General features: G+C 70.6%; 20 protein-coding genes. 10 read left to right on the plus strand and 10 right to left on the minus strand.

Features of this window, described 5'->3' with window-relative positions; genetic code table 11:
* Nucleotides 1–47 precede the first annotated feature (47 nt).
* Complete coding sequence (locus AB0B64_RS55025; protein ID WP_357957376.1) at nt 48–1,187, plus strand: HAMP domain-containing sensor histidine kinase; 1,140 nt, start codon at nt 48–50, stop codon at nt 1,185–1,187.
* A complete protein-coding gene (locus tag AB0B64_RS55030; RefSeq protein ID WP_357957377.1) occupies nt 1,184–1,840 on the plus strand; it encodes a response regulator transcription factor in 657 nt (218 codons plus the stop codon). The genes AB0B64_RS55025 and AB0B64_RS55030 overlap by 4 nt, the downstream gene beginning before the upstream one ends.
* Here the strand turns inward: AB0B64_RS55030 and AB0B64_RS55035 are convergent.
* A complete protein-coding gene (locus AB0B64_RS55035) occupies nt 1,837–3,276 on the minus strand; it encodes a helix-turn-helix domain-containing protein (RefSeq protein WP_357957384.1) in 1,440 nt (479 codons plus the stop codon). The genes AB0B64_RS55030 and AB0B64_RS55035 overlap by 4 nt on opposite strands.
* A 291-nt stretch (nt 3,277–3,567) precedes the next feature.
* Here AB0B64_RS55035 and aceA point away from each other — a divergent pair, with 291 nt between their 5' ends.
* Nucleotides 3,568–4,854 (plus strand): isocitrate lyase, encoded by a 1,287-nt coding sequence (aceA, locus tag AB0B64_RS55040; protein WP_357957379.1) that lies wholly within the window; start codon nt 3,568–3,570, stop codon nt 4,852–4,854.
* A 616-nt stretch (nt 4,855–5,470) separates the two neighbouring features.
* Here aceA and AB0B64_RS55045 read toward each other — a convergent pair.
* The 5 genes from AB0B64_RS55045 to AB0B64_RS55065 all read right to left on the minus strand — a co-directional run bounded on the left by AB0B64_RS55045 (nt 5,471) and on the right by AB0B64_RS55065 (nt 10,048).
* Entirely contained in the window at nt 5,471–5,593 is a 123-nt protein-coding gene (locus tag AB0B64_RS55045; protein ID WP_358202606.1) for a hypothetical protein, read from the minus strand.
* A 5-nt stretch (nt 5,594–5,598) separates the two neighbouring features.
* On the minus strand, nt 5,599–6,249 hold the full coding sequence (locus AB0B64_RS55050) for a hypothetical protein (RefSeq protein ID WP_358202615.1): 651 nt from the start codon (nt 6,247–6,249) through the stop codon (nt 5,599–5,601).
* 92 nt (nt 6,250–6,341) lie between these two features.
* Entirely contained in the window at nt 6,342–7,880 is a 1,539-nt protein-coding gene (locus AB0B64_RS55055; RefSeq protein ID WP_358202621.1) for a protein kinase, read from the minus strand.
* Between the two features lie 194 nt (nt 7,881–8,074).
* On the minus strand, nt 8,075–8,908 hold the full coding sequence (locus AB0B64_RS55060) for a siderophore-interacting protein (RefSeq protein WP_358202628.1): 834 nt from the start codon (nt 8,906–8,908) through the stop codon (nt 8,075–8,077).
* 165 nt (nt 8,909–9,073) lie between these two features.
* Entirely contained in the window at nt 9,074–10,048 is a 975-nt protein-coding gene (locus AB0B64_RS55065) for an alpha/beta hydrolase (RefSeq protein WP_358202633.1), read from the minus strand.
* 130 nt (nt 10,049–10,178) lie between these two features.
* On the opposite strand from AB0B64_RS55065, the gene AB0B64_RS55070 reads away from it, so the two are divergent.
* The 3 genes from AB0B64_RS55070 to AB0B64_RS55080 are packed head-to-tail and all read left to right on the plus strand — an operon-like array spanning nt 10,179 to nt 12,620.
* Nucleotides 10,179–11,075: an ABC-2 family transporter protein gene (locus AB0B64_RS55070; RefSeq protein ID WP_358202640.1), complete on the plus strand. Its 897-nt coding sequence runs from the start codon at nt 10,179–10,181 to the stop codon at nt 11,073–11,075.
* The gene (locus AB0B64_RS55075; protein WP_357952850.1) at nt 11,068–11,856 is read left to right on the plus strand and encodes an ABC-2 family transporter protein; all 789 of its coding nucleotides are present in this window, start codon (nt 11,068–11,070) and stop codon (nt 11,854–11,856) included. The genes AB0B64_RS55070 and AB0B64_RS55075 overlap by 8 nt, the downstream gene beginning before the upstream one ends.
* Before the next feature lie 2 nt (nt 11,857–11,858).
* A complete protein-coding gene (locus tag AB0B64_RS55080) occupies nt 11,859–12,620 on the plus strand; it encodes an ATP-binding cassette domain-containing protein (RefSeq protein ID WP_358202647.1) in 762 nt (253 codons plus the stop codon).
* 84 nt (nt 12,621–12,704) lie between these two features.
* On the opposite strand, the gene AB0B64_RS55085 is transcribed toward AB0B64_RS55080, so the two are convergent.
* Nucleotides 12,705–13,178 carry a hypothetical protein gene (locus AB0B64_RS55085; protein ID WP_358202653.1) on the minus strand — a complete coding sequence of 158 codons (474 nt, stop codon included), beginning with the start codon at nt 13,176–13,178 and terminating at the stop codon, nt 12,705–12,707.
* Between the two features lie 129 nt (nt 13,179–13,307).
* Between AB0B64_RS55085 and AB0B64_RS55090 the strand changes: the two genes are divergently transcribed.
* Both AB0B64_RS55090 and AB0B64_RS55095 read left to right on the plus strand, forming a co-directional pair.
* Entirely contained in the window at nt 13,308–13,841 is a 534-nt protein-coding gene (locus tag AB0B64_RS55090; RefSeq protein WP_357952847.1) for an MFS transporter, read from the plus strand.
* A gap of 47 nt (nt 13,842–13,888) precedes the next feature.
* Entirely contained in the window at nt 13,889–14,638 is a 750-nt protein-coding gene (locus AB0B64_RS55095) for a YcnI family protein (RefSeq protein ID WP_358202664.1), read from the plus strand.
* 111 nt (nt 14,639–14,749) lie between these two features.
* On the opposite strand, the gene AB0B64_RS55100 is transcribed toward AB0B64_RS55095, so the two are convergent.
* Genes AB0B64_RS55100 through AB0B64_RS55110 form a run of 3 tightly spaced genes read right to left on the minus strand, consistent with a single transcriptional unit; the run spans nt 14,750 to nt 17,836 of the window.
* On the minus strand, nt 14,750–15,712 hold the full coding sequence (locus AB0B64_RS55100) for an ABC transporter permease (protein WP_358202672.1): 963 nt from the start codon (nt 15,710–15,712) through the stop codon (nt 14,750–14,752).
* Entirely contained in the window at nt 15,699–16,682 is a 984-nt protein-coding gene (locus tag AB0B64_RS55105) for an ABC transporter ATP-binding protein (RefSeq protein WP_358202681.1), read from the minus strand. The genes AB0B64_RS55100 and AB0B64_RS55105 overlap by 14 nt, the downstream gene beginning before the upstream one ends.
* Complete coding sequence (locus AB0B64_RS55110; RefSeq protein ID WP_357952843.1) at nt 16,679–17,836, minus strand: sigma-E factor regulatory protein RseB domain-containing protein; 1,158 nt, start codon at nt 17,834–17,836, stop codon at nt 16,679–16,681. Before AB0B64_RS55110 ends, AB0B64_RS55105 begins: the two co-directional genes overlap by 4 nt.
* Nucleotides 17,837–17,981: 145 nt before the next feature.
* Here AB0B64_RS55110 and AB0B64_RS55115 point away from each other — a divergent pair, with 145 nt between their 5' ends.
* Both AB0B64_RS55115 and AB0B64_RS55120 read left to right on the plus strand, forming a co-directional pair.
* Complete coding sequence (locus AB0B64_RS55115; RefSeq protein ID WP_357952842.1) at nt 17,982–18,656, plus strand: response regulator transcription factor; 675 nt, start codon at nt 17,982–17,984, stop codon at nt 18,654–18,656.
* Nucleotides 18,649–19,995, plus strand: coding sequence for an ATP-binding protein (locus AB0B64_RS55120; protein ID WP_357952841.1), 1,347 nt, complete (start codon nt 18,649–18,651; stop codon nt 19,993–19,995). Before AB0B64_RS55115 ends, AB0B64_RS55120 begins: the two co-directional genes overlap by 8 nt.
* Nucleotides 19,996–20,071 lie beyond the last annotated feature (76 nt).

Raw genomic sequence — 20,071 nt, forward strand, 5'->3', positions numbered from 1 at the left:
CCGGGCCTGTCATACCGTTGTTAGGTCCGTTCGGGCATGCTGGGGGCGTGATCAGGCTGCGTAAGGGCACGGTGGGGGCCCGGTTCACGATCTTGTACGCCGGGGTGTTCCTGCTGTCCGGCATCGTGCTGCTGGCCCTGACCTTCGTGTTGTCCGACACCGAGGTCGCCTCCGTGGGACCGCCCCCGCCGGGCGGGGACGGCATGACCGGGGCGCAGCGGCACATTCTCCAGTTGCAGCGGCAACTGGGCGACGCGGAGGCGAACCAGTCCCGGCAGCTGCTGGTCGGCTCCCTGCTCGCGCTGGTGGTGATGGCGATCGTGTCCCTGCTGGTCGGCCGGGCGCTGGCCCGCCGGGTGCTGCGCCCGCTGCGGCTGATCACCGCGGCGACCCGGCACATCTCCGCCGACAACCTGGACCGGCGGCTGGCCGTCAGCGGCCCGGCCGATGAGGTGAAGGACCTCGCCGACACCATCGACGGCCTGCTGGAACGGCTGGAGGCGTCGTTCGCCGCCCAGCGCCGGTTCGTCGCCAACGCCTCGCACGAGCTGCGGACCCCGCTGGCGACCATGCGGGCCTCGCTGGACGTCGCGGTCGCCAAGCCCGGCGTGCCGGCGCAGACGCTCGTCGTGGGGGATCGGCTGCGTACCCAGCTGGACCAGGTGGATCAGCTGCTCGACGGCTTCCTGGTGCTGGCGCGGGCCCAGCACGGCGCCCTGGCCGAGGCCGCCGGCGTCGACCTGGACGATCTGGTCACGCGGGCGCTGTGCGACCATTCCGCCGGGATCGCGGCGAAACGGCTGACCGTGACCACACAACTGCGGGCGGCGGGCACCCGGGGCGATCCCGCGCTGCTCTCCCGGATGGTGCAGAACGTGATCGACAACGCCGTGGCGTACAACGAGGAGGACGGCTGGATCCACGCCGAGACCGTCCGAGAGGGCGCCGAGGTCCGGTTCGTCGTGCAGACCGGCGGACGCGTCCTCGCCCAGGGGGACGTGGATCGGCTCGCGCGGCCCTTCGAACGGCTCGGCGCCGACCGCACCGGCTCCGAGAACGGCTCCGGCCTCGGATTGTCCATCGTGGCGGCGATCACGGCGGCGCACGGCGGACGGCTCGACCTGCTCGCCCGGCCGCAGGGCGGCCTGGGGGTCTCGATCGCGCTGCCGGCCGGGGCGACGGCATGAGGATCATGGTGGTCGAGGACGCGCGGCCGCTCGCCGAGGTCGTCGCCGAAGGGCTGCGCGATCAGGGGATGGCGGTCGACATCACCTACGACGGGCTGAGCGCCGCCGCCAAGCTGGAGCTCACGGAGTACGACGTCGTGGTTCTGGACCGCGACCTGCCCGGCCTGCACGGCGACACGCTGTGCCAGATGATCAGCGAGCGGCCGGACCGCCCGATGGTGCTGATGCTGACCGCGGCCGGGGCGCCCGGCGACCGGGTCAGCGGTCTGACCCTGGGCGCCGACGACTACCTCGCCAAGCCGTTCCACTTCCCGGAGCTGGTCCTGCGCGTCCAGGCGCTGGCCCGCCGCAGGCCGGACGCGCGCCCGCGGACCCTACGCGCCGCCGGGATCGAGCTGGACCCGATCCACCGGACCGCCGTGCGCGACGGGAGGCAGCTGAACCTTTCGGTGAAGGAGTTCGCCCTGCTGCAGGCGTTGCTGCGGGCGAGTCCCGGCTTCCTCAGCGCCGAGGAGCTGCTGGAGCGGGTCTGGGACGAGAACGCCGACCCGTTCACCAACACTGTGACCGTGACCATCGGCCGGCTGCGCCGCAAGCTCGGCGAACCACCGGTCATCACCACCACCCCCGGCGTGGGCTATCGGCTCGCCTAGATCGCTGCGGCGTGCCGTTCCAGGAAGGTGTAGACGTCGGCCTCGTCCACTCCCGGGAACGACCCCGGCGGCAGGGCGGCCAGGACGTGCGAGTTGGCGCGGGCCGAAGGCCAGGCGTAGCCCTCCCAGCGTTCGGCCAGCTCGGTGGGCGGGCGGCGGCAGCAGTCGCCGTTGGGGCAGTTGGATTTGGTGCGATTGGTGGTCTCCCTGCCCCGGAACCACCGCGACTCCCTGAACGGCACCCCGAGCGTGATCGCGAAGTCCCGCTCCCGCGACGGGTCCACGTGCGCGACGCAGAAATAGGTGCCGGTGGGCGAGTCCGAGTACTGGTAGAACACCGAGAACCGGTCCGGCGAGGAGAACACCTGGCGGCCCGACCACTGCAGGCACATCCGCTGCCCCTCGATCGCCCCCTGCTCGTCGGCGGGGAAGACGATCCCGTCGTTCTCGTACGCCTTGTAGATCGTGCCGCCCGCGTCGTTGCGGACGAAGTGGCAGACCAGATCGAGGTGGTGGGTGGCCAGGTTCGTGAAGCGGTGCGCGGCCATCTCATAGGACACCGCGAACACATCACGCAGGTCCTCCACCGACAGCGCCCGGTCCGATTTGGCCTCCTGCAGGTAGAGGGCCGCGGCCTTCTCCGGTACGAGTACGGCGGCGGCGAAGTAGTTGGCCTCGGTGCGCTGGCGCAGGAAATCGGCGAAGTCGCGCGGCTTGCCGTGGCCGAGCGCGAGGTGGCCGAGGGTCTGCAGCAGGATGGTCCGAGGGGTGTGCATGCCGAGTTGCTCGTGCTTGACGTAGATGCGGCGGTTGCGGAGGTCGGTGATGGAGCGTACGGATCTGGGGAGGTCCTGAGCTGTGTGCACCGTGAAGCCGAAATGGGTGACGAGGCCCTGGACCGTGCTCTGGGACAGGGCGCCGGTGCGGTAGCCGACCGAGGTCAGCGCCTCGGCGGCGGCCTTCTCGATCTCGGGGAAGTAGTTGCCGACCTCGCGCTGGCGGCGTCTCAGCTCGGCGTTCGCGACCCTGGCCTCTTCCGGGGTGGCGGTGCCCCGCGCCTGCCTGGCGCGCAGCTCTCCGTACAGGCCGAGGAGGTGTTCGAGCACATCGTTCGGCACGCGCGCGGAGACCTTGAGGCGGGGCAGGCCGAGGCTCGCGTAGATCGGGTCGCGCTGGGCCTCTTCCAGGGCGATCTCGAGCTGGGCGCGGCGGTTGGGCGGCTGACGGCGCAGCAGCTCCTCGACGGGGACGCCCAGCGCGGCGGCCAGCGACTTGAGCAACGTGAGCTTCGGTTCGCGCTTGCCGTTCTCGAGCAGCGACAGCTGGCTGGGCGCCCTGCTGACCCGCGCCCCCAGGTCGGAGAGGGTCAGGCCACGCTGTTTGCGCAGGTGACGAAGGCGTTGCCCAAACGCGATGAGATCAAGCTCCTGCGTCAAAGACAGCGGTTCTTCGCCTAGCAAGGACGCCATGCGAGCATCTTAGACAGAAATTCCGGCCATTTTCTAGACATCGGAGGTCGGAGTGCCGGGGGTGTCGCAGCCTCCTGGAGCCCCTTCACATTGGTCTAGTCCATATGGAAAACTTGCCTTTTATTCTCCGCTGAACAACGGCCAAACCTTCATATTTCGCGAAATTTGCTGCTTCTTCTACTCGAAGGAGGCTATTTTGCCACGTCGGCCCGGGCACAGACTCGGCACAGGCCCCAGGGGACGACAAAGGAGTGAAAAATGAACGATCGCCTCAAGGGAGCTGCTGAGCAGCTGCAGGACGAATGGGACAACGACCATCGCTGGGCGGGCGTCGAACGGACCTACAGCGCCGAGGATGTGATCAAGCTTCGCGGGAGCGTCCAGGAGGAGCACACGCTGGCCCGGCTCGGCGCCGAGCGGTTGTGGGGCCTCCTGCACACCGAGGACTACGTGCACGCGCTCGGCGCGCTCACCGGAAACCAGGCGGTGCAGCAGGTGAAGGCCGGACTTCAGGCCATCTACCTGTCCGGCTGGCAGGTCGCGGCCGACGCGAACCTGGGTGGCCACACCTACCCGGACCAGAGCCTGTATCCGGCGAACTCCGTGCCCGCCGTCGTGCGCCGGATCAACAACGCGTTGCTGCGTGCCGACCAGATCACCTGGTCGGAGGGCCTCCAGGACGCCCCGCACTGGCTGGCGCCGATCGTGGCGGACGCCGAGGCGGGGTTCGGCGGCGTGCTCAACGCCTTCGAGCTCATGAAGGGCATGATCGCCGCAGGTGCGGCGGGCGTGCACTGGGAGGACCAGCTCGCCTCCGAGAAGAAGTGCGGCCACCTGGGCGGCAAGGTGCTGATCCCGACCGGCCAGCACATCAAGACGCTGAACGCCGCCCGCCTGGCCGCCGACGTGGCCGGTGTCCCGACTCTGATCATCGCGCGGACCGACGCCCAGGCCGCGACGCTCCTGACCAGTGACGTGGACCCCCGCGACCAGGCCTTCGCCACCGGCGAGCGGACCGCCGAGGGCTTCTACCGGGTCCGCAACGGCGTCCAGGCGTGCATCGCGCGCGGCCTGGCCTACTCACCGCACTCCGACCTGCTCTGGATGGAGACCGGTACGCCCGACCTCGACGTGGCCCGCGAGTTCGCCGAGGCGATCAAGGCCGAGTACCCGGACCAGATGCTGGCCTACAACTGCTCACCGTCATTCAACTGGAAGAAGCACCTGGACGACTCCACGATCGCCAAGTTCCAGCGGGAGCTGGGGCACATGGGGTACAAGTTCCAGTTCATCACGCTGGCCGGGTTCCACTCGCTGAACTACTCGATGTTCAACCTGGCCCAGGGGTACGCCTCGGACGGCATGACGGCGTACGTGGACCTGCAAGAGGCGGAGTTCGCGGCCGAGTCGCGCGGCTACACCGCCACCCGCCACCAGCGCGAGGTCGGCACCGGCTACTTCGACCTCGTCAGCACCGCCATCGCCCCCGACTCCTCGACGACCGCGCTGCGCGGCTCCACGGAGGAAGAGCAGTTCGCCCACTAGTTTCCCAATCTCGCCGGCCACCTCCAGGGCATGGGATGGTTCCCCCGGCGATGGGCCGCGCCAGTCTCCCCCCGGCCTGGCGCGGCCCACTTTCGTGCGCACCATCCGCTCTGGGAACGGGACGAACCCGAGCAGCGGATGGTAGGCGAACCGGCCCGGCTCATGAGCGACGCGCCAGCAGCACGTCAGCCGTCCCAGCGTCGGTAGGGCGCGTTTTCGTTGGGACACGCCAATGTCAAAACTGCGCGAAAACGTGGGCTCGTACGGCAAGGCCCCGTATCGTGCCAGGTAGAGGGCCTTCTCCTACTGGATCCACCCCGGACGGCGTCCACTGCGCATGCCGCGCATGGAGCCTGCTTCGGATGGGGTTCTTCGTCGGACAGGAGTTGGTTCGTATGGACCTGCAACGTGCGCTTCTTATAGCGCTCGCGATAGTCGCCTCCACCAGCATCGCGACTGCTCTCATGCTCGCGGACGGCTCCACGTGGCCCGCCGCACTCCTAACTGGCCTCGCCGCCGGCGGCGCCGTTTTGTGGGGGCTGCTCGGCTGTTTCAGGCGCCACCCATAGACGCAAGGAAGGGACCCGGCTCTTCTCCAGGTTGGGCCTCTTCCTCGTCACCCCGGCACGGTTGGGGCCGCCAGGAACAGCCCGTCCGGCAGCCGCCGCCCTCGCCCGTCGCGCCGTTCGACGCGTGCGACCCAGCCGTGCCGTGCCGGCTCGACGGGCGCTGCCCGCACGTCGCTCAGGCTCGCCTACATCTTCCACCTCGCGTCCAGCGTGTCGCCGGGTTTGTCCGCGGTGCGGAGCTCGACGTCCCCGCCGGCCGACGTGGGACGCGAGGCGGGATCCTTTGACAGGCGGCCACCACGAGATCGCGCAGGTCCCCGAGGTCGGGCAGGTCGGGCTCGCCGTTGGTGATCCGGTTGACCGTGCCCGCCATAGAGCCGCCGTCGAAGGGCGAGCGGCCGGACGCCGCCGACACCAACGTCGCCGCCCACGAGAACAGGTCGGCCGGGGGCTCGGCGGCGGCCCCGTCGAGCCGTTCGGGCGCGGTGAAGGCGGGCACGTCCACCTTGCGGGTCGTGGCGGACGCCGTGCCCGCCATCGCCCGGCCGATGCCGAAGTTGATCAGGCGCAGGAAGCGCTCCTGGTCGATCTCCGGATGCAGCAGCTTCACCACGACAAGCTCCGCCCCCGACGGCGGCGGAGCCGATTCGAACTGCGACGGCGACGACGGCTCAAACTCCGACTCCGACGACGATGGCGGCGGCGATTCATCCGTTCCTGCAGGGTTCGGCGTGCCGACGAAGACGTCCGGGCTCAGCCGTCCGATCAACCGGTACACACCCACCTGGACGAGCTCTTCCTCGCGCAGCGGTTCGAACTCCGGCATCCGGATTTCTCCTCCCGGCACAACCAGGCCGCAGATCACCAATCATGGTGACTTGCCGCCAGGAATTGCAGGGGTTGCCAGCGATCCGGGGCTCAGGAGGAGCCGGTGGCCGGAGCGGTGACCGTTTCCGATACCGATGGGGTGATCGACGGGTTCGGCGACTCACCGGGGCCGTCCTGCGGGATCGTGGTGATGGACGCCGACGGTGGCGGGCAGTCGCGCCTGGCCGAGCCGCCGCGTCTCTTTCCCGCGGGGCCGGCACAGCCGCCCGTGTCAGCGTCGCCCGGTTCGCCCGGTTCGTACGTGGTCGGCGGATGCCAGGCCGTCTTCCGCTCGGGCGAGGGGTCGAGCACGATGACCGGGGCGGTCGTACGGGCCCGGGTGGCGGACACCGGCGGCGAGGTGATCGCCGTGCCCGCGACGGTGGCCGGGACGCTGGTCAAAGGCGTGATAGCGGGGCGCCTGGTGGAGTCGGCGCTCTCGTACGGCTGGACGACGGGCCGGTTCTCCGGCGGCGGAGAGGCCCCGCCGATGCTCGGACCACCACCGCCGCCGCCCGACGCCGCGATCACGGTGACGGCCGCGATGGAGACCGTGGCCAGCGCCGCGAAGGTGGCGTGCGACAGGTGCGCCCCGGCCTTGGCCCTGCGTCCGCGCTTCGGCGTGGTCGTCGCCTCCTCGCCGGTCTCAGGCGTGAGCCGTACCCCTTCGCCGGTCTCGGGCGCGAGCCGCAGCCTGCCCGCTCCCGGCGGATAGGGCACGGGCGTCCAGATCTCCGCGAGTACGCCCGCCACCGCGGTCCGCAGGTCCCACGGATCGCCCACGCCCCCGGCGGCGAGCAGGACGCGTAACAGGTCGGCGGCCTTGGGCCGGTCGCCGGGCGCCTTGGCCAGCGCCGCCTCGACCGCGGGCCGCAGCAGGGCGGGCACACCCTCGACGCGCGGCGCCTCGAACAGGATGCGGCGGGTCAGCACATCGGCCTCGCCGCCGCCGAACGGGTGGTGCCCCGTGGCGGCGAACGCCACCAGGCAGCCCCACGCGAACACGTCCGACGCGGGCACGGCGGGCCCGCCGGTCAGCCGCTCGGGCGCCACCCAGCCCGGACTGCCCATGACCTGTCCCGCCTGCGTGTGCGCCGCCAGCGTGTCGACGTCTCGGGCGATGCCGAAGTCGATCACCCGCGGCCCGTCCTCGGACAGCAGTACGTTGCCCGGCTTGAGGTCGCGGTGGACCAGCCCCGCGTCGTGCACGGCGACCAGCGCCGCCGCCACGCCGAGCCCGGCGCCGTAGGCGAGGTCGGGCGTGAGCGGGCCGCGCGCCATCACGACCTGGGACAGGGCGGGGCCTGGAATGTACTCGGTGACCAGGTACGGGCGGTCCCGGTCGGTGCCGTCCTCGATCACGGCCGCGGTGCAGAAGGGCACGATTCGCCGCGAAAATGCGACTTCCTCCGCGAAACGGGCCCGCAACGTGGGATCGTTGAGGTGTACCGCGTGCGGCGTCTTCAGCGCCACCAGACCGCCCCGCGGGTGTTCGGCCAGATAGACCACCCCCATGCCGCCGATGCCGAGGCGGCCGAGGAGCAGGTATCTGCCGATGATGACCGGGTCGCCCACCGTAAGCGGCCGCACGCCTGGAGGCATGTCGCTCGCACCACGCGCCATCGGTTCTCCGCTCGCTGTCTGGGACACGGCCAAAGCACACTGTCGTCCCATTCGAGCGGGGTTTCCGCATGGTTTTCACAAGGGGTATCGGAGGTAAGGCGGTCGTGCCTCCACGGTAAGTAAGTGGTGTGACTCGATGGCCTGAAGTGGCGTTTTACCACCTAGCCGAGGGCCGCGGCCTCCTCGGCCTCGACCTGGCGGTTCCAGTCGCGCTTCGCGGCCCGCCAGCCCTCGTCGTCGGCGCCGAGCCGCCAGTAGCCGGAGATCGACAGCTGCTCCATCGGCACCTTGCGCTCGACCCGGAGATGGCGGCGCAGCTCCTTGACGAACCCCGCCTCACCGTGGACGAACGCGTGCACGTCACCGTCGGGGAACTCCAGCTCGCGCACCGCCTTCACCAGCGCCTCACCGACGGGCGCGCCGCCGCGGTGCAGCCAGACGAGCCGCGTCTCACCCGAGACCCGCAGCTTCTGCTCCTCCTCCGGCCCGTCGACCTCGAGGAAGGCGTAGGCGGTGGCGCCGTCGGGCAACGCCTCCAGCGCGGCCGCGATAGCCGGGAGCGCGCTCTCGTCGCCGACGAGCAGGTGCCAGCCTGCCTCCGGGCGCGGCGCGTAGGCGCCGCCGGGGCCGAGCATGAACAGCTCGTCACCGGGCACGGCCCGCGCGGCCCACGGCCCGGCGATGCCCTCCTCGCCGTGGTAGACGAAGTCGAGCGTCATCTCCCCGGCGTCGGGGTCCCAGGCGCGCACGGTGTAGCTGCGCAGCCGCGGCCAGACCTCCCGTGGCATGGTCTCGCGTACATGCTGGACGTTGAACGGGACCGGATAGTCGACCCCCTCGTGCGGGAAGACCAGCTTGACGTAGTGATCGGTGAGACCCGAGGTGGCGAAGTCCCGTAGATCCTCACCACCGACCACGACACGGATCATGTGCGGCGTGATCCGCTCCGTACGTATCACTACGCCACGATGGTGATCTCTGGGCTTGTCAGCCATCGGAACACTCCTCAAATATTAGGTATGCCTAACCTACACCCTGATTCCCGGTCTGGTCAGGGCGAGCGGCCACGGGCAACGACAAAGACCTGATTCCCGCACACCATTCACTCGCCGCGACCCATCCAGCATCGCATCACGACGACCACCCTGAACCCCAAGGGGTCAGGCCGCGTCCTCCAGAGAGGACGACCGCACCGCCGCGACCGCGGCGAAGAACCTCGTCATGTGCCGGAAGGCCAGCCTGCCCTCGGGCAGCACGTCGGCCAGGATCGGGAACACGTGCGGCATTCGCCGCCACTCCTCATACGTCACCGGCACCCCCGCCAGCCTGGCCTTGACCGCCACGCGCCGGGCCTCGTCCCGGAGCACCTCCGTCGAACCGGTGACGATCATAAGCGGCGGCAAGCCGGTGAAGTCGCCGAGCACGGGCGACACGAGGGGATCACGCGAGTCCAGGCCGGAGGTCCAGCGCCGGGCCAGCCAGCGAATGCGGCCGGCCGGCAGCATCGGGTCCTGCCAGCGGTTCGCGCGCTTGGGCAGGTCCGTCAGGTCGGCCCAGGGCGACAGGCAGACGGCCGCGGCCGGGAGTGGCAGGCCGCGGTCGCGCAGGGCGAGCAGGGTGACGAGGGTGAGGTGCCCGCCCGCCGAGTCGCCGCCGAACAGGACGTCCTCAGGCGCGTACCCCCGCTTCAGCAGGCAGTCGTAGGCGTCCAGCGCGTCGCTCAGGGAGTCGGCCAGCTTGTGGACCGGTCCCTGGCGGTAGTCGAGGGCGAGCACCGGGCGGCGGGCCGCGACGGACAGGCGCCAGGTGATCGGCCGGTGTGTCCTGGGCGAGCAGGAGAAGTAGCCGCCGCCGTGGAAGTACAGCAGCACCTTGCCCTCGTCGGGCGCCGCGCCCGCGCGTACCCACTCACCGCCGCACGCGGAGAAGGCGGCCGGCTCGACGTCCACGTGGCCGGGCGGCCGTAACGGCACCAGCCGGCCCAGCTCGCCGAGCCGGGCGGCGCAGTCGATCGTCACGGGGTGGCGCATCAGGAGGTGGGAGGCCGGCTTGAGGGTCCCGCGCATCAGGCCGGTGACCGCGCGAGCCTGCCAGCTCAGTGGATAGTCGGGAGTGACGTCCCTGTCCAAGTCCATATATCCCTCCGATGAATCTCCTTCCCCCCAGAACATCGCTCTACTCGCAAGTAAGTATCTCCTCGCTTACGGGACTATTTCCGCGATGTGTCACAACAGGCCGAATGGCGGTCGCGCGTCGTTTATCGCGTTGCGGATCGCCGACCGGAAAGCAGATAATTCAAGGCTTCCATCGGCTGACCCGCGTGCGGGTCCGGGCACGGTTGGTCACCGTGTCATCACTATCCGGAGGTGCAAAACCATACCGCTCTATGCCCGGCTGGTCCGGTACGGCTTCCGCAAACACGCCACCTACGTCTGGGCCGCGATCGCGGGCGCCTTCACCAACAGCGTCTTCGGCATTCTTCGCGCCTACATCCTCATCGCCCTCTGGCAGGCCAGACCCGGCCTGGCCGGCTACGACGTCACCCAGGCCGTCACGTTCTGCTTCATCACCCAGGCCCTCATCGGCCCGATGCAGCTGTTCGGCACCGGCCTGGCCATCCCCGAGCGGATCCGCAGCGGCGACATCGCGCTCGACCTCGTCCGACCCGCCTCGCTCCTGCTCTGGTCCCTGTCGGAGGACCTGGGCCGGGCCTGCTACCTGTTCCTGGTGCGCGGCATCCCGCCGATGCTGCTGGGCGCCGCGTTGTTCGGCGTCACCTATCCGGCCGGACCCGGGCAGTGGTTCGCCTTCCTCGCCGGCTTCCTGGCCGGGATGATCGCCAGCTTCGGCTGGCGCTACCTGGTCTCGCTGTCGGTCTGCTGGCTGATCGACGAGCGTGGCGTGGGGGCGTTCTCGCTGGTGCTCACCACGCTCTTCAGCGGGATGCTGCTGCCGCTCAGCCTGTTCCCCGGCCTGCTCGGCGACCTGGCCAAGGCGCTGCCGTGGGCCGCGATGGTCCAGGCACCCACCGACCTCTACCTCGGCAAGGCGCCGGTCCTGGAGACCCTGGCCTTCCAGAGCTACTGGGCTGCCGCGCTGCTCGCCGCCGGTGCGCTCGGCACGCGGGCGATCCGCCACAAGGTGGTGATCCAGGGTGGTTAGCACATATTTCCTGCTGGCCTGGACCTGGACCCGCGCCGCGATGGCCTACCCGGCCTCGTTCGTCCTCACGATCGTGCTCGGCCTGTTCGTGGCGGGCACCGACGTGGCGGTGATCCTCATCATCTTCGCCAACACCACCTCCCTGGCCGGCTTCTCCCGCGAGGAGACGCTCTTCCTGTACGGCACCGCGAACCTGGCCTTCTGCCTGTGCGACCTGCTCGTCGGCAACATCGACCGGATCAGCCAGCACATCAAGGCGGGCACGTTCGACACCATTCTGATCAGGCCCGTGAGTGCCTGGATCCAGCTGGCGACCGACCGTTTCCTGCCGACCCGCGCCGGCCGCGTCCTGCAGGCGGCGATCGTGCTCGGCTACGCGATCAGCGCCCTCGACCTCGACTCCGGGCGGCTCTGGATGGTCCCCGTCATGATCGCGACAGGGATGGTCATCTTCGGGGCGCTCTGGACGCTGACCGGGGCACTGCAGTTCGTGCTGACCGACGCGCCCGAGGTGACCAACGCCTTCACCTACGGCAGCGGCCAGCTCACTCAGTACCCGTTCGCCATCTACGGCCGCGACCTGGTGCGCGGGGTGACCTACGTGCTGCCGCTGGCCTTCATCAACTGGCAGCCCGCCCTCTACGTGCTGGACCGGGACGACCCGTTCGGCACGCCGGGCTTCATGCGCTTCCTCGGGCCGGTCGCGGCCCTGGTCCTCGCCCTGCTCGCCGGGTTCGCCTGGCGCCTGGGCATCCGGCACTACCGATCCACGGGGAGTTAGGGATGATCGAGCTCGACCAGGCCGGGCGCTCGTTCAAGGTGCGAAGGAGTCTCAAGCTCAAGGGGAACATCGTGCACGCCGTACGCGACCTGTCGTTCACCGTGGCGCCGGGAGAGTTCGTCGGCTACCTCGGCCCCAACGGCGCCGGCAAGTCCACCACGATCAAGATGCTGTGCGGCATCCTGACACCCACGTCGGGGCGGGTGCGGGTGGCCGGGCTCGACCCCTCGCGCAAGCGCACGACGCTGGCGCGGCGCATCGGCGTGGTGTTCGGGCAGCGTACGACGTTGTGGTGGGATCTTCCGCTGCGGGACAGCTTTGAGCTGATCCGGCTCCTTTACAAAGTAGATCGCAAGGTATTCAAGGCGCGGCTCGACGAGCTGACCGAGACGCTCGACCTGGGGAGCTTCACCCGCACGCCGGTGCGTCAGCTCAGCCTGGGCCAGCGCATGCGCGGCGACCTGGCCGCCGCGCTGCTGCACGCGCCGGACGTGCTGGTGCTCGACGAGCCGACCATCGGGCTCGACGTGGTCAGCAAGTCGAGCATCCGGGCGTTCCTGCGCCGGCTCAACGCCGAGCAGGGCACGACCGTCCTGCTGACCACGCACGACCTGGGCGACATCGAACGGCTCTGCCGCCGGGTCATGCTGATCGACCACGGACGGCTGGCGTTCGACGGCACGCTCGACGAGCTGATGGCCACGGCGCCCGAGAAGTCCACGATCGAGGACGTGGTCACCCACCTCTACACGGGCAGCCGCTGAGCACCCGACTCCCACGAGCACCCGTGAGAGCGAGACGTTCATGCGGACGCCGGCCCGCATGAACGCCGGCCTCGAGGACGACGATCAGTAATAGCCGCCCTGGGGGCTCTCCTCGTAGTCCTCATCCTCGTCCTCGTGCCGCCGCGACCAGCGCGACGGCATCAGCACCGGGATGAACAGGGCGACCCCGAGCAGGGCGAACACGCCCGAGGTCAGCAGCGTCTTGTCGCCGGTGCCGATGTCCCTGATGATCTGGTTCACCGACGGCTCGGCGGGGATCAGGGAGATCGCCCGGTTCACATCGAGGGAGTAGACCACGGTCCAGGCCAGCAGCACCATCGAGGGCACGAACGTGGCCATCGGCGAGACCCGGCCCGCCACCACGAGTCCCACGACCAGCCCGACCGCCGCCATCGCGCCGAGGGCGATCCACATCTTCTGGCCGCCGACGGGGTTGGCCGACGCACTGGATAATGCCTGCTGGACGGCCCAGCCGCCGCCTCCCAGCACCGCTGCGGTCACCACGACGCCGATGAGCAATCCTGCAAAGTGCCGCAACGTTCTCACCTCAATGTCAACGTGTTCGGCACGACCCTAGCGACAATTGCCGCAAATCGACCAGCATTGCGCGGCTTGGGAGTAGCGGTCTCCCCGATCTCTGCCCCCGTGAGAGCATGTGACACACCCATGCGCGCGGAACTTCCCCTCAGGCTCGCGCGGACGGCCGCCTTCGCCGCCGTCTGCGTGGGACTCGCCGCGCTCGCGCACGCGATGGGCGGCGGTTCGGTTCCCCCGCCGCACACGGCCGCGCTCGGCCTCGGCGCCGTGCTGCTGCCGGCCCTGGCGCTGAGCGCCCGGGAGCGCTCGGCCGCGACGATCAACGTCGCGCTGATGTGCGCCCAGTTCGGGCTGCACGAGCTGTTCGGCGCCGACGGCACCGCCTACGTCATCTCGCACTCGCACGGCCGCGGGCTCGGCCAGGCCGCCGGCATGCTGCTGGCGCACCTGACGGCCACGCTGATCACGGGATGGTGGCTGGCGCGCGGCGAGAGCGCGCTCTGGGCGTTGCTGCACCGCCTCGGTCACCGTCTGGCGCTGCTGCGCCCGGTCGCCGTTCCCGCCGTGCGGCCGGCCGTCCCGATGGTGATCGTACGGATCGTCCCCGTCGATCCGCTGCTCCTGCACTGTGTCGCCAGGCGTGGCCCTCCACTGCCCGCCTGATCCTCTGACACCTTTTCGACCCCCGCTCATTCCAGTGGAGATCCATCATGTCCTTCGTGCGACGTACGGCCACGGTCCTGGCCGCCGCCACCGCCATCACCGCCGGCCTCGCCCTTCCCGCGCTGGCCCATGTCACGATCAACCCGGGCACCGCCGAGCAGGGCGGCTTCAGCAAGGTCGCCTTCCGGGTGCCCAACGAGCGCGACGACGCCTCGACCGTCAAGGTCGAGGTCTCCTTCCCCACCGACCACCCGCTGGCGTTCGTCTCGGTCAAGCCGGTGCCGGGGTGGAGCGTCAAAGTCACCGAGGGCAAGCTGCCCAAGCCCGTCAAGACCGAGTACGGCGATCTGAAGGAGGCCGTCACCAAGGTCGTCTGGTCGGGCGGGAAGATCGGCAAGGGCGAGTTCCAGGAGTTCGAGGTGTCCATGGGGCAGTTGCCCACGGACACCGATCAGCTCGCGTTCCCGACGACGCAGACATACTCCGGCGGCGAGGTGGTCAAGTGGGCGGACGCCCCGAAGGCGGACGGCAGCGAGGCGGAGCACCCGGCTCCGACGCTCAAGCTGACCCCCGCGACCGCGTCCGACTCGCACCACAGCGGCTCCCCGTCGGCCGCCGCGTCAGCCCCCGCGGCCTCGGCGCCGGCCTCCGCTGACGGCATGGCCCCGTCGGTCAGCAAGGTAGCGGCCGGCTCGTCCTCGGACGGCACCGCGCGCCTGCTGGGCGGTGCCGGGCTCGTGGTGGGCATCATCGGCATCGTGGTCGCCGTCCTGGCCCTGCGCCGCCGCCCGTCCTGATGGCCGGGCCCCGCGCCGCCGCCCGTCCTGACGTACGGGCGGCTCGGGCGGCTCTCTGTTGAAGGCGGACCGCCGAGACGGTCCGGGTCGGATCTCACCGGCCCGGACCGCTCAGGAGGTGATGTCCTTGCCCGAGAAGCGGGCCCACGCGATGGAGCCGAACAGCAGGATGTACGCCCCGAAGACCAGCAGCCCCTGACCGAGACCCGCGAAGTCGACGGGACTGCGCAGCACCGCGTCGAACTTGGTCCACCAGCTGGGCAGCAGGTAGGGCGTGATCGCCTCGAGCTGCGGGATCGCCCTGAGCACCTGGGTGACGATGATCAGGACCATCGTCGCCGCGATGGCGCCGATGGACACCTCGGTGAACGTCGACAGGGCCACCGCCACGGCCGCCAGGGCCGCCATGCCCGCGCCCACGTACCCGACGGTGAGGAGGATCCGCAGCAGGCCCTCGGCCACCGAGATGGTGCTGCCCGACAGCAGCGTCACCGGCCCCACCGGGAACAGGATCAGCCCGGTGACGAGCGCCGACAGCGCCACCACGACGGTGATCGCGTAGCCGAACACCACCGCGTTGAGGTACTTCACGACCAGCAGCCTCGTCCGGCCGGCGGGCGCGGCGAGCAGGTAGCGCAGCGTCCCCGCGCCCGCCTCGCCCGCGATCGAGTCGCCGCCGACCACGCTCACCGCGATCGGCATCAGCAGCAGCACCAGGAAGGAGAACGAGGCGAACGTCAGCATGAGGCTGTTGCCCGCCACAGCGCCGATGAGCCCGCCGACCGCCTCGTCGGCGCTGGCGATGCGCAGCGCGATGCCGATCAGCACCGGCACGCTCGCCAGGACGGCCAGCATCACCTGATTGCGGGGCCGCCGGAACGTCAGGCCGAGCTCGGAGCCGAGCAGCCGCCAGAACGCCGACGCCAGGCGCACCGGCGGCCCGGCCGGCTCGGACGGCTCGGCCGGCTCGGATGAACCGGGCGCCGAGGACGGCCGCCGCTCGGCGGTGCGCATCGTCTCGGTCACCGGCACCAGCCCCGGCGTCCGGCGCTCCTGCGTCTCAGCCGTCGACATCGAATCCCTCCCCTGTCAGTCCCACGAACACGTCCTCCAGGCTCGGCCGTACGACGGCCAGGCCGCGCACGGCGACGCCCTCCCGCACCAGCGTCGCGTTGATGTCCTCGGGCGCGTGCGCGCCCAGGTCCGCCGTCACCGCCGCGACGCCCTCGTCAGGCGTGCGCACGTCGGCCAGGCCGAGCGTGCCGAGCACCCGCGCCGCGTCGGCGACGTCCGGTGTCTCGACTCTGACGCGGGTGGTGAGGCCGCCGTTGAGCGAGGCGATCGTGCCCTGGGCGACCAGGTTGCCGGCCCGCATGATCGCGGCGTGCGTGCACATCTGCTCGACCTCGGTCAGCAGGTGCGAGGAGACGAAGACCGTGGTGCCGTCGGCGGCGATCTCCTTGACCAGCGCGCGTACCTCGCGGGTGCCCTGCGGGTCGAGCCCGTTGGTGGGCTCGTCGAGTATGAGCAGCTCACGGGGTCCGAGCAGGGCGGCGGCGATGGCCAGGCGCTGGCGCATGCCGAGTGAGTAGTTGCGGAAGCGCTTGCCCGCGGCCGCCGACAGGCCGACCCGCTCCAGGGCTTCGGCGACCCGCTTCTTCGCGGTGCGGCCGGAGGCGGTGGGGTCGGCGGCGTCGAAGCGGTACAGGTTCGCCTCGCCCGACAGGTACGGATAGAACGCCGGCCCCTCGACCAGCGCCCCCACCCGGGGCAGTGCGTCCGCCAGGGGCAGGCCGAGCACGGAGTACTCGCCGGCCGTGGGCGCCACCAGGCCGAGCAGCATGCGGATCGTGGTGGTCTTGCCCGAGCCGTTGGGCCCGAGGAAGCCGAAGACCGATCCGCGCGGCACGGTCAGGTCCAGTGCGTCGACCGCGACCTGGCCGCCACGGAAGCGCTTGGTCAGGCCCTGGGTGACGATCGCCGAGTCGCCGGAGGGCGGGGCCGCCCCGAAGGGCGCCCCCGCTTCATGCATGACAACGGTCACTTGGTGCCCGCCGCCTTGGTGATCTCCTCCGGCGTGACCGCGCCGACCAGCAGCCGGCCGTCGTCGGTCAGCAGCGCGGTGACGAGCTTGGTCTTGATCAGCTTGCCCGAGCCCCACGTGCCGCTGACGGGGGTGGCCGTCTTGAGCACGTTCTGGACGAGCGCGCTCGGGTCGGCGCCCTCCGAGCCGCCCTTCCAGTGGCTGCCCGGCTTGCCGTCGGACGGGGTCTCGGCCGGCTTGGCCGTCAGGTCCGCCAGCGTGGCGGGCAGGACCGCGACCCTGCTCCAGCCGGCGCCGACGACCTTCGCGCCCTTGGCGGCCTCCTTGGCCGACTCCGTCTTCTGCTCGGCGTGCTCGGCGTCACGGCCGGCACCGAGCGTCTCCTCCTTGACCTTGGCGCCCGCGGGCGGGGTGAAGGAGAAGTTCTCCTCCGCCGGCGGCGTGAAGGTCACCTGGGTGAAGCCGACCTGGAAGGCCGGCTCGGCCGAGCCCTTGGCGAAGACCTGGACCTGCAACGGCATGTACGTCTCACCGTCGAGCGCCAGCCGCACCTCCTGCACCAGCGAGCCCTCGTCCTTGGGGGCGAGCACGAGCTGGTAGGCGGCACGGCCGGCCACCTGGGCGTTGTTGGTCACACGGATCGCGGTGTGCTCGTCGGCGTTGGCCAGGAGCTTGGCCGCCACCTGCTGCGGGGTCACGTCGGCCGGCCCCGGCGTGGGCAGCTCGTGCGGCTTCTCGGCGCCCTTCGCCACCTTGATCTTGGTCGCCGTGTTGTCGCCGCTGTCCCAGTACCAGATCTGGTCGCCATTGACGATCAGGTTGGACTCGTCGAACTGCGTCGGCATGGCGACCCTCAGCTTGTCGCCGGCGCCGTACCAGACCTTCACCTCGTGCGAGCCGGACAGCAGGCTCAGCGGCGACGTGCCACCCATGTCGGGCAGTGCGGGCAGACCGAGCGAAGCGGTCTGCTGCACGGTGCCGGACATGGGCGGCGGGCCGGCCTTGTCCTTGGTGGCCGCCGCGGCGTCGGCGAGCAACTGCTGCGCCGTACGCTCGGGCAGCACCGGATCGCCGCTGACCGCGGCGATGACCGGACCGGCCCCCATAGCTCCGGCGATCACGGCCGCGGCCGCGATCGGAACTCCCCATCTCACGAACGTTCCTCTGCGCATCTCACTCCTTAACGGTATGTCGATGACCAGAGCCTGCGTCATGCATGCTTAGGCGAGCCTGAGACCAGCTGAGACGGCTCTCAGCCTTCTCAGCGTGGTCACAGGGGAGGAACGGGAGAATCGCCACATGAGAGTACTTGTCGTCGAGGATGAGCGGCGGATGGCGGCCGCGCTGCAGCGGGGGCTCCAGGCCGAGGGGTTCGCCGTGGACCTCGCCCACGACGGCGAGCAGGGACTGCACGCGGCCAGGCACGGCGACTACGACATCGTGGTGCTCGACATCATGCTGCCCAGGCTGTCGGGCTACAACGTGTGCAAGCAGTTGCGCGCCGAGGAGAACTGGGTGCCGATCCTGATGCTCTCCGCCAAGGACGGCGAATACGACATGGCCGACGGCCTCGATCTGGGCGCCGACGACTACCTGACCAAGCCCTTCTCGTACGTGGTGCTGGTGGCCAGGCTGCGCGCGCTGCTGCGGCGCGACTCCGGGCGGCGGCCCGCCGTGCTGACGGCGGGCGACCTGACGCTGGACCCCGCGCGACGCAGGGTGGAGCGGGGTGAGCAGGTGATCGAGCTGACGCCCAGGGAGTTCGCGCTGCTGGAATATCTGCTGCGCCGGCGCGACGAGGTGGTGTCGAAGTCGGAGATCCTGGAGCACGTGTGGGACACCTTCGACACCGACCCGAACGTGGTGGAGGTCTACGTGGGCTACCTACGGCGCAAGATCGACGCCCCGTTCGGCAGGAACGCCCTGCAGACCGTGCGCGGCGCGGGCTACCGGCTGGCGGGCGACGGTGGCTGACTCGCCGCTGCTCTGGTGGCGCCGCCAGGGGCTGCGCTTCCGGCTGACGGTCGTGGCCGCCGCCGTCCTCGCGCTCGCGCTGGCCATCTCGGCGTCGGTGCTGCTGACCGTCCTGGACCGGGCCCTCATCGGTACCGTGGACGACTCGACCAGGCAGCAGGCCCAGACCGTGCGGGTGCAGGCCGACGCGGGCACGCTGACCAGTCCGATCGCCACCCACGACGGCACGATCGTGCAGGTGATCGACGCGGCGGGCCGCATCACGGACGTCACGTACGGCGCCGACCGGCTGGTCCCGCTGCTGGACGCGCGGGAGCGGGCCGAGGTGCTGCGCGACGGCCAGGCGACGTTCCTGGACGGCCGGCCGTTCGCGATCTCGGGGCCGCTGCGCGTGGTGGTCATCAGCGCCGACCATGGCAGGACCGTGGTCGCGGCCCGGCCCATCGGCGAGATCCAGACCAGCCTCGGTACGGCCGGCCGGGTGCTGCTGGTCGGCACGCCGATGCTCATCGTGGCGCTGGCCGTGGCGAGCTGGGTGGTCATCGGCCGGACGCTGCGGCCGATCGCCGCGCTGCGCAGGGGCGCCGCCGAGATCACGCACACCGCCAGGTCGCGCCGGCTGCCGGTGCCCGAGTCACGCGACGAGGTGCACTCGCTGGCCACCACGCTCAACGACATGCTGGCCCGGCTGGAGGAGGCCGAGCAGCGTCAGCGGGCGCTGGTCTCCGACGCCGCGCACGAACTGCGCAGCCCGCTGGCCAGCATCCGGCTGCAGCTGGAGGTGGCGCTCGGCCATCCGGAGGGCCAGGACTGGCCGGAGACGGCCGAGGGCGTGATGGAGGACGCGATGCGGCTGTCCAGGCTCGCCGAGGACCTGCTGGCGCTGGCCCGCCTGGACGAGCGCGGGGGCGTGCCGGCCAGGCGCGAGCCGGTCGATCTCGACGAGGTGGTGCGCCAGACCGTCGACAGGTACGGCGAAGCCCGGCTGACCGTGTGCGATCCCGTCGTGGTCCGCGGCGACGCGCTGGACCTGAGCCGGGTGCTGACGAACCTGGTGGACAACGCCGTACGGCACACCTCGTCGAAGGTGGAGGTGGCGCTGACGGCCGACGGGGTGCTGACGGTGACCGACGACGGGCCCGGCATTCCCGAGCAGGATCGCGAGCGGGTGTTCAACCGGTTCACCCGGCTGGACTCGGGCCGCAGCCGCGACGAGGGCGGCGCTGGGCTGGGCCTGGCCATCGTCCGGGAGACCGTGCGGGCGCACGGGGGCGGGGTGCATCTGGAGGACGCCGCACCGGGGCTGCGTGCGGTCGTGCGGTTGCCTGTGGCGAGATGAGGAGGGGGTTCGCGCACGGGGTGCGTGCGGGGTTCGTACGGGGTTTCTGCGGGGGGTTCGTGCGGGGGTGAGTCCT

The organism is Nonomuraea sp. NPDC049129, from assembly GCF_040648495.1.
In the GTDB taxonomy this organism is placed as follows: domain Bacteria; phylum Actinomycetota; class Actinomycetes; order Streptosporangiales; family Streptosporangiaceae; genus Nonomuraea.